A 13,264-nucleotide genomic window follows, 5' to 3' on the forward strand; every position below is an offset into this window, starting at 1 on the left:
ACATATGGAAGCTAGCATGGGAAAGAACGATAAATCGAAAAATAGATATCCACAACTTGAAAGTGATAGTTTTGGAGTTGGAGCAGTTAGATCGAATGTAAGCTTAAATTCTAATGGTGGTACTGGTAATACTGGAAGTTGTGGAACTAATGTAAGCTGCATTCTTTGTTGCTGCATCGGCTCAGGAGGAGGTGCTGAGAATAAAAAAATTCAGATTGAGGTATAGTAACTAATTGCGTTTAAAAAGGATTTAAATAACTTGTCATCTAAACAGAAAGTATAACGTCTTACAGGATTGGAGGCAGGATATTGCCATCCTCCAATCCTTCATCCTTATTATATCAATAAATCAATAATACAGCCTTGTTCTAAATTTGGATATTTTATTTTTATCATGATTCTTAATTAATGAGGCGAATAACCCTGTGTTAATGAACTAATCAAGAAAGGTTGAATTTATATATGTTGGATAAAGAGATAAGATACAAAATCAATAATTTTATTATTCATGAAATAGAAGTTGAAACAACGGTGGTTATTCATACCAAAGGTATAGTGAAAATCAAAGAAGAAAGACTAGGAGGGTTAATTAAAAAGTGGGATTTAAGTAACCAAAAATCAATAACAGAAGCAGAGATAAAGAGTGTTTTCAAAGAAGATTTTGAAGCAGCTCTTAGCTTCATGATAGATAATTATATTATCGAGAAAGAGATCAAAGTAAATTATTCAATAAATAAATTAGTATTTCTAAGTAATAATCAATGTATGTCTCAATTCTTTGATTTTTGTGTAAATGAAGAGATAACGCTACCTAAAAAAAATCAATTGATTATCGATAGAATAAATGATTCATCTATCATTGAAAATGATTGCTTGTATGTTGTTTTCTTAAATCCTTATAATAAAAAACTTGCATCACAAATAAGAGACTGCATCAAAAGTAGAAAAAACTCTCTATTATTGATGACTTATGTTTACAACAATAGTTTCTATATGGATTCACTTTATTTTCCTACATTATATAACCCTTGTCATTTGTGTCATATCGGTCACATTGAATCACAACTTAGAGTTAATACTAACGGGGGTATTACTTATCAGCAGATTATTGATTCTATATACCTTGAAGAGTCTAATTTTTCAATTCATACACCTTTAACAAAAAATAATATATTAAATATTGCGACAATGTTAAGTAACAAACTTTCTAAATTTATTTTTTTGGAGAAAGGACTATTGATTTATCCAGAGGAACTACATGAGTGTCACATGATTGAATTGGAAACAAATAATGTATATTCAGATTATGCTTTACATTGGGAGTTGTGTGACTGTTATGAATAAAGAAAATAATATTGAAATGATATTAGAAAGAAACACCTTGGAAAGATCATATCATGATTACATCTATACCCATAGCATGCCTAAAAAAGCAGAGAACTTCATAATGAAGTTTCATCAAGCAAGTACATTTCTTCATGACAGTAAGAGTGAAAATATTATTTTTGACCAGAACATCTTTCCATGGCTAAAGGTAGTGGAAAAGACAGATGTAAAGCCTGAATACTATGAGCATGAAATAATGCTTCACAAACAAGTTTTAAGCAATATTAAAGGAAGTGCCAGAAAATATAATGTTGATTTTACCTTCACTTTCGAAGAACTTTCAATACTATTAAATAATTCATTCGGAAGAGATAAGGATAGCCATTCTAAAAAGTATGGGTCTGCTGGCGGCCTGTACCCAGTTATTCCTCTAATGCTTGTTTTTAAAAGCTTCTCGAAATTTGAAAATGGTGTGTATGTCTACAATAGTCTGCAACAGAATATGATGAGAATAAAAAATTGGACGAACGAAGAGAGTAGATTCGTAAAGGAAGAAGTATGTCACCATAGCACAGATTTACCAAATACCTGTATGGCTTATGCGGTTGACATTAGAAAAGCTATTTTAAAATACCACATTCGAGGATATAGACATGCTGTAATTGAAGTCGGTGCAATGAGTCAAGTATTCAAGCATAGCTTACATAGCTTAAAAGAAAATGTAGGTGAAATTAGTTGGTCTGGATTTAATGATAATCAATTATCTTTTGAATGTGGGCTTAACGCCAGATTATGCCCGATAATCCTTTTGCAGTGGTTTGGACATTTATATTAGTTTCAAACTTTTTCTACACACTTAAGTTCAATAAATAAATATCACAGTATTACTTAAATTGTCTTTCAAACAATAAGTACGCTTATAGGTGGTGATTTTATGTTATTCATGGATAACATGATGCATTACAACATTCCACAAAAAAAATTCATTGTCGATAATATTTACACTTCTTTTTCTAAAGTAGGTAATTACTTGAAGTCGGGATTTATTGGACCGGATGGTTCAACTTCAATTGATTTCAATAAGCGTGCTTCAATGATGAAATCATTTTCTGAAATACTGGAAAGGAGGGCATTGTTTGCAGGTGGATTTATACATAGTGAGAATAGGGTTTATGCCTTCAATTTATTAAAAAGAGAGATGGATTTAATAAATGTAAAGTATTCATCCTATTTGATTGAAAAAGACTACTCCATAGATACTACAGGATCAGCAGCTCATACTAATTCGAAGTATGCCATCTACAACGCCATTAAAGAACTAATAGAAAAAAATGCTCTATTTCATTTTTGGTATGGATTATGTGGTATGCGAGTAATAATTAAAGAGATGTGCACTAATGAGAAAAAGATAATTGATATCCTCAGTAGAACTGGGAAGGATGTTATATTCTATTATAACGATTTTTTTCACCCCTTAAAGGTGGTATTTTCCTTTGTAATTAAAGACAGAAATATATGTTCATCTGGGGTAGGATCCGCATTTTCTATTTCTGAAGCTATGAATAAATCATTACAAGAAGCTTATTTATTGTTATGGAAAGATGAAACACTTGAACTTGTCGAATCAAGAAAAAGTTATTTTATAAAAAAATATGATGATCATAGCGACTGTTTAAACCATCTTTATAAAATCAAAAGCATACTCACAGTAAATCCCAATGGATGTGGTAAAATAAACCATGAGTATGATTTAAATTGTCTTCTTGAATTACTACCTAGTTGGATCAAAGATATTTATTTAATTCCACTAAACCAGAACATTAGAAATGGGATGAAATGCGTCAAGGTTTTTTCTCCATATATGTATAATCATGTGCCGAATAAACAGCACCTAAACTTAAATAATCCTATGAATACAAACACTTTAAGGATTAATGAACAGACTCTTAGTAGTATTCCTAATTGTATTGTTACATAGAAATGGGGGAGTATCATTATGATTAATACAAGAAACAATGGAACGCCCTTTATCTTGAAAAGAATTCAAATTAAACAAAATACATTTATGAATGATTACTTCCAGTGTGACATTATCCCATTTCCTGAAAACGGACCTCCAGCAAGCTCCGTAAGTTTCAAGATGAATTCTGCTTTGAAAGCAGCTATAGGTGAACATTTAGAACGTACTTCTGTTTATGTTAATAATAAAAGATTTAAAAATCTAACGCTCACAGCATATAATATGATTACATGGGAGCCAGTTTTATTACCTTTGCATAGAATTTTATTGAATTGGAGCGTTCCAATATTTAAACAGGTCGATCTAATTAATACTTTTAACGATACTTGCGGCTTAGCTTGTCATACAACTTCATTTAATTGTGTACAGTCAGCCTTTTTTGAGTTTTTTGAGCGTCAATGTCTTTTATATAATTGGTTTACAAGCTCACCAGGGAAACAATTATATTTGAAGCATCTGTTAAAAGATGGTGATCTCAGAAAATTAATTAAGATGGCATATCATCATGTAGAGGAATTGTATTTTTTTGATATTTCAATTCACTGTGATGTTAAAGTAATAATAAGTATAGCATTAGGTGAAAAAACTAAAGGAGTCGGCTTATGTGCTCACTGGGGCTATAAAGATGCCATCTTAGGTTCAATTAAAGAATTATTTCAGTATATAACAATAGAACAATTCGACAATACTTTAAACGGAAAACAGATTGATAATAACTTGACTGATCCTCTGTATTATAGTAAGCACTTTATGAATCATGTTAATTCATGTACTTTAAAAAAAGACTTTGATTACTTAATAAGTAATTCAGAATATACTAATATAAATGCATCACAAAGTCTCTCTGTTAGCAAAGAAGAGTTTAATACCATTGCAAAAAAGATTTCCTCCGAGGTTAACATGGACCTAATATTGTGCTATATACCACAATTGTATCAAGGTATTAATACTAAAATAGTGAAAATATTGACTACTAAGGGTTTTTATCATATGTTTGCAGCAGAAATAGACCCACACAAAGTTCCTATTTTAGAAGCATATGATGGTGAGTTACAGAACATTGGAAAAATGATTCCATTCGGTTAATAAAGAGGGGGTGCTAAATTGTTAATTATCAAAGAGTACGTTAGATTGTATACTAAAATAATGTTGAACAACAAGATAAGTTTTTTGTGGTATTTGGTTTTCCCCTTAATACTTTTCTTCGTATACAATTACAATTGGCTTATGAGTGGACCAGATGCATACTCATTCTATTTTCAGGCAAGCATGTTCTTAGCCTATATTACATTCGTTATGTCAATAGAGGTAACAACAAGCTTAATTAGTATGAGAGAAAATGGATTTTTAAAGATGTTTAAATTCGTTTCTGGTAACAAGTATCCTATGATTTTTGGAAAAATCATCACCCAGCTATCCTTCCTAACCCTTTCTATTCTCCTATTTTCTCTTGTGATTAGCTTGTTTAGTCTAAGTAATACTGCAGATATTATATTATTCATTGTTTGTTCTTTAGTTACTAGTTTATGTGGGGCAATTCCAGCAATGTTCTTTTTTTTGGTGTTAATGATTTTTCCCATGAAACAAGAATCGCTTGTCACCATATTAAATATGCTTTTACTTGTGTTTTTATTAGTAACTGCTAATAATCTTGCACATTCAATGTCGTGGGGGATCATTTTGCTATACATTAACCCATTGGAGTTAGTTAGAGCTTTAAATTTATTGATAACAGAATTTATTACAGGTGAGCAATATGATAATTTTAGTATGGCTTACATATTATTTGGATTAATCTTATATATAATCATCGGATTTTTTGGAATGAGATACATGAGAATTGTATCATCAACAAATAGAACATGAATTGGGGCATTCATATGATAAAAATCCAGAATCTAAGCTATAGGCACAAAGGTTGTAGTAAGTATCATTTGGAGAACTTATCTGTGGAATTTAAGCCAGGAACAGTAAACGTCATTATAGGAAAAAACGGTTCTGGTAAAACTACACTTTTTGATTTGATAACAAATGTAATTAATCGACCGGCTGAGATTAAAGGTGTACCTAAAGAATCTGAAATCATATACCAATTGCAGGGTTTATTATTTCCGGCAACATTGAAGGGAAAGGATTTATTTAGATTTTTTTTGTACACAGATTATAAAAATGATATAAGAATTTCAAATACTCCCTACACAGATCAGTATATGGCACCTTCGGAAATTGAGTTAATGGAAAAAGTGTGGAACACACAATTCGGTCAGTTATCTGTAGGTGAAAGAAGATACTTAAGTATATTGGCGATAACCCTTATGCAAAGAAAGTTGTATGTTTTTGATGAACCAACTTCTGGAGTTGATCCTGAAGCAAGAATGCAAATTTTACAAAGAATAGAGAAACTTACTCGTGCCACAAACTCTATCGTCATTCTCTCCACTCACACCTTACATGAGTTTCAACATATAAATTGTAAAATTCACTTATTGCATAAAGGAAATATAAAATTTCAAGGGACTTACACACAATTCGTCGAAAATACGTTTAATCATAATCCGGATGTCGCATTTTACCAAAACCTCATTCTATAATACTCCAACTGCTTCCTCGCAAGCAGCGGCATACTGCCGTACACATATTTGCCCGGTTGCAACAAGAGCATGCTTTTCAGGGAAGTGCGTCAACGCTTAATAAAAGCAGTAGTAGATATCAAAAGTTTCAATGATGAGTATGTTATTGAACTTAGTCAAGAGCTTGATACATACATCTTACAGCTTCAAAAAAAGAATTACTCTCTTAGACTAAAAGATAAGAGAAAAGCAGGACCTTTGTGTCCCCAGTTCCATAGGAATTCGAAATTGGAATATGACATGAAAGAATTTAGGGGGATAGAGGGCGGCTGCATGTGACTCGTTTACAAAGATAATTTGCTAGGAGGCTACTTTATCTCGAAGAAAAGGGAGATAAAGCAGCCTCTAGTATTTGCTTAATCTGTAGTGAAATGAGGAAAGCAGATGTTTACACTGAGAAGAAAAGATATTATTTTCACCTTACTTTTTTTATGCCTGTATATAATGTATTACCTTTTTCTAACTTATATCGATAAGCAAGAAAGGTTCAACGAATTGTCCAATGGATTCTATTCTAATCATCATGCTGTATTAATGAATAACGGTGATAACGATTGGGTCGAAACTGAGCTTTCACAATCCAGTTACCGACTGTTCATAGAATATAATGATACCTACCGCTTTTTTAAAGATCATAGTAGTGATTGGTCCCCTCCGATCGAATCTGGTCGTTTTTTTACTCATGAAGAAAAGAAGCCGGTAGCGGTTATTGGAAGGGAAATGTTAGAGTACGCTAAGGGCAGTAACGGTGCGAAGCGTGTATCTTTTAATGGAGAAAATTATGAAGTAATCGGAATTATGGGTGCATCATTCGCGAGTCCAGTTGACTATCTAATCTTGATATATCAACCTGGCCAGACACCTTTAACACCTGATATGCGAATTATTATTGATAGTGATCATAAATCAACGGTGACTGAAATTACCGATAATTTAATCAAAAAATTCCCCATGCTCACTCTGATTGAAAGTACACAAAAAGGGCTATCGAGAACGGCAAATATCCCCTTTCTATATCGTTTGCTAATTTTTGAGTTTTATCTCCTTTTGTTCCTTAGTGTATTAGCATTTATACGGTATTGGTACGAATCAGAAAAGAAGAAGTTGTATATTTTATTCATCATGGGTATTGCGAAAAATAAAATTATTCAACAGCTATTCTTTAAAGTCTTCATGTATATTACTGTCCCGGGAGTTATGATGTTTTTATTCATTTCTATTTTTGATTCCGGATCATTTTTTAAACAAATGATATGGATCGTCATTCTTTTTCTGATTAGCGCCTGGTCTTTGTTAAGCCTGTTTCTCAGAGCTGCTTCTTCATCAAAAGGTGGTGCAATCAGAAAATGATCCTAAACGAACTGAAAATTTATTTAAAAAAGCATAAATTATTAACGATGGTTCTTTATCTTCAGCTTACTTTATTTTTTATCATTATAGGAACCTTCATTTCTTTTATCGAACAGCTTAATTATGAAAGTAATGGTCTTCAACAGATCTATGAAGGAAAGTCCATCTATCAGTTGCTTGATGGTTATTATGATGGCGAAGTGTACCAAGATTTTGTTAGTCAACCGGGTTATCTCGAACGATTAAAAAACTATTACAATGAACTAAATCATACAAATGATTTTGACTATCTAGCTATGTTCAATCACCATATCCTATTAACGGATAATGGGTTACCTGATGAGTTTATTGAGGGCTATGAGCAAGGCAACAGGAAGTACCAGACAAAGATAGAAAATGCTACATTTACCGCTGTTAAATCGTTTCAAATGAATAAGCAGGTTCTTGACTTTTTTGGCTTAGTTGCAGTAGAAGGAACGACTTGGAGTGAACATGATTTTAAGGGTTTCGAGGATACTGTACCAGTATTGTTGGGAGCTTCTTATCGAAATGTATTTCATATTGGCGATGAAACGACTATCAATTTCTATAATAAGTCATTTAATATCAAAATTATTGGGTTTTTAAAGGAAAACAGTAAGCTTTACTTTAATAATGATACGGAGTTTTACTTGGACAAATATATCCTGCTTCCTTATAGAGAGTATGATAATAAGCCTACTTCAGAAGTAGATGAATTATTCCAACAAGCTAGCTATTTTGCTATGATCAACGGTTACATTATTACAGACAATGACCCATCAAGTATCCAATCAATGATGCAGCGGATTAACGCGATTGCTCAAAAATCATCTATTGGAAGTTATTCTTTTATCGGTCTGAATCCACATTTCCTAAAATACAGGGGTTTAATGACCGTTTTACAAGAAGATAAAACCTTAGTCCAAACTGTATTTCTCTCTACAGCTCTATTAAATTTAATTATTATCGTTATCATTTTATTTCTACAACAAAAAAAGAGATTATCATTTTTCGCCATTCATTATATCAATGGGGCTACTAAAGTTGGACTCATAAAAATGCAGTGGATCGAAATATTCAGTGTTATGCTGGCTGCTTATTTAACAAGCTTCATTGTTTTAGATCAGATTCTTAAAATAGGTGATTTTAAGACACAGTTTATTATGTTTTTAATTTGTATCTCTATGAGTATTATCATTTGCCTCTTGCTGGCGAGTAAGCTTTTGTTCCGCCCAATTATGAAAGATATAAATATCGGGGATTAAGGAGGTAAAAACCAATACGATGATTGAACTCGCAGGAATAAAAAAAAGATTTATTGATGGGAAACAGTATACGAACATCTTAGAGAATGTAAATATTCAAATCCATCAAGGAGAATCTATCGCTATTAAGGGGAAGAGCGGTTGTGGAAAATCCACTTTACTCAATATTTTAGCAGGCCTGCTTCCATTCGAAGAAGGTGACATGCTTTTTAACGGAACCAATATTTCACGGTTTACAGCAAAGCAACTGGCAGAATACAGAAGGAATCACGTTGCTTATATAACGCAAAAGTTCCACTTGCTAGATGATCGAAATGTTTTCGATAATATTGCACTACCACTGCAATATCTCAGGATACCTAGAGGAGAAATAAAAAGTAGGATTGAAGAAGTTTTGCATGATTTGGATATGGAAAGTCACATCAAAAAAGGCATATCATCTTTATCAGGTGGAGAACGTCAGCGAGTAGCAATAGCCCGTGCCATAGTTAAAAAACCTTCAATATTACTGGCTGATGAACCTACTGGTTCATTGGATGAGGTAACTGAAGAATCTATATTGAGGATATTCAATGCCCTTCATCAGAACGGAATGACTATGGTGATCGTTACTCACGATGATACTGTTTCAAGTCATTGTCAACATATATATGAGCTTCACCATAAGAGACTGCATCTTGTGAGTTAGTCGTGCTACATATCATAGGAGGCAACAAGAAAATTGGCGAGAACATTTATTTATAGAAATCTCCTTTGTTGAGGCGTTTATTGATAACGCGTAAGTAACTCAACAATAGGAGATTTTTTTACTTTGTCCACGAAGTAACATCAATATTTTACATATATGAATCAGTCAATTATTCAGTAACGCTCTATTCACTTATCGCCAGGATTGTGGAACGGATCTACTACATGTTAATAATCGGTTTTTTGCTTGTTTCAGTTTTGGTGTAACAAAAAAGCGATTTGTCTCATGGTACTTAGACTCTTATTCATTTGTTTTTCACGTAATACGTAAAAATATAGCGTAAAATAAATTAACCCTTTTTATTTATGTTTTTGAAACAAGAATTACCAACAAGCGATTGCTCAAGCTTATTCGTAAAATTCCGGGGTAATGGAAGAAGACAGTGGGCGAATACGAGAAGATAATTAAATTATGGCCTCCAAGCATGAGATCATGTTCAATAGACGAGCATATTGTACAGGGCTGGCGCAACTACTCTATCAGCTAGACTAGCTTAGCTAAGCTGGATTGGATGTATCATATAACGATTCGCCCGATGATAGGCCAACGAAGAAGAGACAGCGAAGAAGGCGATGAGTTCAATGCAAGAAGTAAGGCACTTAGTTAAACAATGGGATTAAAAACACTGCTCAATCTGCATGCATATGTATGACGAATATCGGAAAGCTGTATAAGGGAAGTCTCGTGTACGGTTTGAGGATGAGAGGTTTGAAAAAAGTTCAGCCCTTTACTCTTGACTTACTTTATTCAGTATGTCCTTTATTTTATCTAAATCAAAATTATTTTCTATTATTGTATAATAATTTACTATATTTTTTTTATCCCTGTAATTAATTATTGTTATTTGACTTTTATCGTCGCTCAGAGCCAACAGATACCTTTTTTCACCTTGTACTCTTACATCTATCCAAATTTCTTTATCAGTAGTATTTTTACCTCTCTTCAAATTCATTTCAGACAATATCTCTAAAATTCGGTTGATATCCTTTTTGTCTTTTGTGATTATTTCATTCTCGTTAGAGGAAAAATAAAATTCTAAAGATGAAACTTCTTTGTCTTCTATATTATCCATAATTTCTTTCTTAAAAGTAGTACCAGGATCCATTAAGTTTTGAATATCCTGAAAATTTAAGATAATGACCGTACCAATTAGTGTACAAACACATATAAGTAAACGACGTATCATAAAAAACCTCCATAACTTGTAACGAAATGATATTCCCCCTCTTCAAGTCCGGCTAGTATTTTTGCGGGAAGGTACCTTGAAGAGTTCGATACGGTAGTATAAAAATCCTGTAGAAAAGACCAAGTAAACAGGTAATAATTCCGTTTCTTAGTCTTACTTGTTATTGTTTATGGTTTTAATTCGTTCAGTCAAACTTTGAATTGTCTTGCTGTAGGGAATCAATTTTCTTTTCAGAAGTAAATTGTAATGGCTACATGGAATCCAAAATTACCCACAACAGTAAGCCATGAGCTGAATATATCTGACTAATCCACATACAGGCCTCCTTTCTATATATATTTAAGGAGATTTTTATTTATAACTCACAAATAAATGTGTGAATTCCTATGATGTAGCAAGAACAAGTGCTCTCATTTGGTTGTAAAAAAATGTTATTATTAACTTATATTATGGAGAGTAAAAGGTCAAGAAAGAGAGGGGATACTTTTTTCAGAATCACTAATCATTGTTCATTTAGACAGCAGCTTAGGAGAATCGCTTGGAGGTTGCAGTACAGGGTAAAGGTACAGAAAAGGAGAGAAGTACTTACTTGCGAAGATTATTACTTTAAAGCCGATACAGTATTTCTTTAGAGGATACTTATACTTCATATCTATGGATTAATATCGGAAGCTTCTCTCCGTTGTCGCTAAACGCCAATAATCCAAGAAATTGTTTCATCATACGTGCAACATAAACATGACTTGTTTCAGAGAAAGAGGAGCGTTTCTCATTTGTTTTTCACAGAAAACATAAAAATAGAGCCTGAAACAAATTAACCCTTTTCATTTATATGGATGTGTGGTTTAATATGTATGAAACATGTTTCAGTCATTTCGGGTTTTTGTTTCATAGCAATGTAGGGGGTATTTCGTGGCCAATATGAAGGATGTTGCAAAATTGGCTGGTGTATCTCCAGCAACTGTATCAAGAGTATTGTCGAATAAAGGCAACACATCGCAAGAAACACGGGCTAAAGTCCAAAAGGCGATACGGGAGACGAATTATGTGCCTCCTGCTGGCGTGAAGCCTGCGTCTACCAACAGCAGGACCATCTGCTTAACTATCGCAAGGAACTCGATGGACATTTTCGGGAACCCGTTCTTTGACAGTGTACTGTACGGGCTATCGAGCGCAGTCGAACAGCATAACATGGATTTGCAGTTTGCTGTGTATCATTGTGTGGAGCAGCAGATACAGAAATGCTTGCGATTGTACAAGCAACAGAAGGTAGACGGATTCATATTGACCGGGGTGCTATCTATCGACAAGGAAAGGCTGTTGAAAGCGCTTCATGAGGAGCATATTCCCTTCGTGCTGATCGGACGCACGTTCCATCACGAGGTGTTCTCCGTGCATAACGATAATATGCGGGACGGATATATGGCTGCCAGACATCTTATTGAAGCAGGGTACCGAAATATCGTCGTATTTACACAAGATACGCAGCTGGACGTATTTGGAGCGCGAATTTCTGGTTACAGACAAGCCGTGCAGCAATTCGGGCTGGACGTCGGCCCTAATCGTATCGTTCAAGTCGGTGCGGAAGAAGACGACATTATGGAAGCGCTGCAGCACTTGCTGGACGAAGGAATTGCCTTCGATAGCGTTATGGCGACAGATAGCGTGATGTCGCTCAGTGTATTGAAGTTCTGCCAGCTTAAAGGGTTGCGTGTGCCGGAAGATGTGGGGATTCTCGGATTTAATGATGCGCCATATCTAGTCAAAGTGTCTCCGACGCTAAGCTGTGTGGAGATGAATGGGGCTAGCTTGGGAGCGGAAGCATTCCATTTATTGAATGAGATTATTGATCAGCCTCAAGCGATGAGCCTTAAAAAAAATGTAACGCTGCCGTCAGAATTAGTTGTTCGCCAATCGACCGACAGGTACGAATTCAAGGGCGAATAAGGCTCAGCCGACATAACAACAAAGGCTGTGTTCGGCAGCAGATGTAAGCAGAAATATTAAGTAATTGATGGTTAGCAAGGGAGCGATTATGGAACTTTATCTTGTGCGGCACGGGCAGTCGGTCGGCAATACGATGCCGGACCGGGATATGCCTGATTCGCCTCTAACAGAGCGTGGCCTCGTACAAGCCGGACACGCGGCGATGTATTTACGAGACAGAGGCATTACCGCCATATTCGCCAGTCCGTTAATTCGAGCGATGCAGTCGGCGCAGCCTCTGGCCCAAATGCTTCATTTGCCGGTTCAGGTACGGAAGGAATTATACGAAGTGAGAGAAGGCGACCTGTACATGGGGCCTTCACTGGAATCGTTGCTGGACTACGTTCCGGAAGCGACATTCCAGGACACGATAGAGAAAGACGGATGGGTGTATCCGGGAGGAGACTATCACGAGCTCGTCGTACAGCGTGCACACGAAGTGCTGCGGCAGCTGCGAATGTGCGGCGAGGAACGGATCGCGGTATTCTGCCATGGGAACTTTAATGAGTATTTGATTCGTGAGGCGTTAGGTATCGCTTCATCGGCGCATATTCGATTCCCCCAAGCGAATACGGGTATGAACCATATCATTTTCCGTGAGCATGCAACAGAGCTAATCAAGCTGAATGATACGACTCACCTTGAAGCCGGTCAACTATTCTATCAACAGAGCGGCGTATAAAGAGAGAGCTGCCCGCCAAGCGGATGATGATTTCAATGAAGAGGAGAACA

General features: G+C 34.9%; 14 protein-coding genes. 13 read left to right on the forward strand and 1 reads right to left on the reverse strand.

The window, feature by feature from the left end:
• Positions 1–4: 4 nt before the first annotated feature.
• From LQV63_RS03055 to LQV63_RS03105, 11 genes are all read left to right on the forward strand, one after another.
• Positions 5–226 (forward strand): hypothetical protein, encoded by a 222-nt coding sequence (locus tag LQV63_RS03055; RefSeq protein WP_233695599.1) that lies wholly within the window; start codon positions 5–7, stop codon positions 224–226.
• A gap of 236 nt (positions 227–462) precedes the next feature.
• Positions 463–1,344, forward strand: coding sequence for an McbB family protein (locus LQV63_RS03060; RefSeq protein WP_233695600.1), 882 nt, complete (start codon positions 463–465; stop codon positions 1,342–1,344).
• Positions 1,337–2,161, forward strand: coding sequence for a nitroreductase family protein (locus tag LQV63_RS03065; RefSeq protein WP_233695601.1), 825 nt, complete (start codon positions 1,337–1,339; stop codon positions 2,159–2,161). Before LQV63_RS03060 ends, LQV63_RS03065 begins: the two co-directional genes overlap by 8 nt.
• Positions 2,162–2,260: 99 nt before the next feature.
• On the forward strand, positions 2,261–3,304 hold the full coding sequence (locus LQV63_RS03070) for a YcaO-like family protein (protein ID WP_233695602.1): 1,044 nt from the start codon (positions 2,261–2,263) through the stop codon (positions 3,302–3,304).
• Positions 3,305–3,322: 18 nt separating this feature from the next.
• Positions 3,323–4,432: a YcaO-like family protein gene (locus LQV63_RS03075; RefSeq protein ID WP_233695603.1), complete on the forward strand. Its 1,110-nt coding sequence runs from the start codon at positions 3,323–3,325 to the stop codon at positions 4,430–4,432.
• Positions 4,433–4,450: 18 nt separating this feature from the next.
• Positions 4,451–5,212, forward strand: coding sequence for a hypothetical protein (locus LQV63_RS03080; RefSeq protein ID WP_233695604.1), 762 nt, complete (start codon positions 4,451–4,453; stop codon positions 5,210–5,212).
• Positions 5,213–5,226: 14 nt separating this feature from the next.
• A complete protein-coding gene (locus LQV63_RS03085) occupies positions 5,227–5,937 on the forward strand; it encodes an AAA family ATPase (protein WP_267933867.1) in 711 nt (236 codons plus the stop codon).
• A 69-nt stretch (positions 5,938–6,006) separates the two neighbouring features.
• The gene (locus LQV63_RS03090; RefSeq protein ID WP_233695606.1) at positions 6,007–6,255 is read left to right on the forward strand and encodes an aspartyl-phosphate phosphatase Spo0E family protein; all 249 of its coding nucleotides are present in this window, start codon (positions 6,007–6,009) and stop codon (positions 6,253–6,255) included.
• A 105-nt stretch (positions 6,256–6,360) separates the two neighbouring features.
• Entirely contained in the window at positions 6,361–7,326 is a 966-nt protein-coding gene (locus LQV63_RS03095) for an ABC transporter permease (protein ID WP_233695607.1), read from the forward strand.
• On the forward strand, positions 7,323–8,612 hold the full coding sequence (locus tag LQV63_RS03100; protein ID WP_233695608.1) for a hypothetical protein: 1,290 nt from the start codon (positions 7,323–7,325) through the stop codon (positions 8,610–8,612). The genes LQV63_RS03095 and LQV63_RS03100 overlap by 4 nt, the downstream gene beginning before the upstream one ends.
• A 19-nt stretch (positions 8,613–8,631) precedes the next feature.
• The gene (locus LQV63_RS03105; protein WP_233695609.1) at positions 8,632–9,300 is read left to right on the forward strand and encodes an ABC transporter ATP-binding protein; all 669 of its coding nucleotides are present in this window, start codon (positions 8,632–8,634) and stop codon (positions 9,298–9,300) included.
• A 787-nt stretch (positions 9,301–10,087) separates the two neighbouring features.
• Here the strand turns inward: LQV63_RS03105 and LQV63_RS03110 are convergent.
• Positions 10,088–10,546 (reverse strand): hypothetical protein, encoded by a 459-nt coding sequence (locus LQV63_RS03110; protein ID WP_233695610.1) that lies wholly within the window; start codon positions 10,544–10,546, stop codon positions 10,088–10,090.
• 921 nt (positions 10,547–11,467) lie between these two features.
• Between LQV63_RS03110 and LQV63_RS03115 the strand changes: the two genes are divergently transcribed.
• Positions 11,468–12,493: a LacI family DNA-binding transcriptional regulator gene (locus LQV63_RS03115; RefSeq protein ID WP_233695906.1), complete on the forward strand. Its 1,026-nt coding sequence runs from the start codon at positions 11,468–11,470 to the stop codon at positions 12,491–12,493.
• A gap of 88 nt (positions 12,494–12,581) precedes the next feature.
• Positions 12,582–13,214: a histidine phosphatase family protein gene (locus LQV63_RS03120; protein WP_233695611.1), complete on the forward strand. Its 633-nt coding sequence runs from the start codon at positions 12,582–12,584 to the stop codon at positions 13,212–13,214.
• Positions 13,215–13,264 lie beyond the last annotated feature (50 nt).

Origin of the sequence: Paenibacillus profundus (assembly GCF_021369635.1) — a bacterium.
GTDB lineage: Bacteria > Bacillota > Bacilli > Paenibacillales > Paenibacillaceae > Paenibacillus_B > Paenibacillus_B profundus.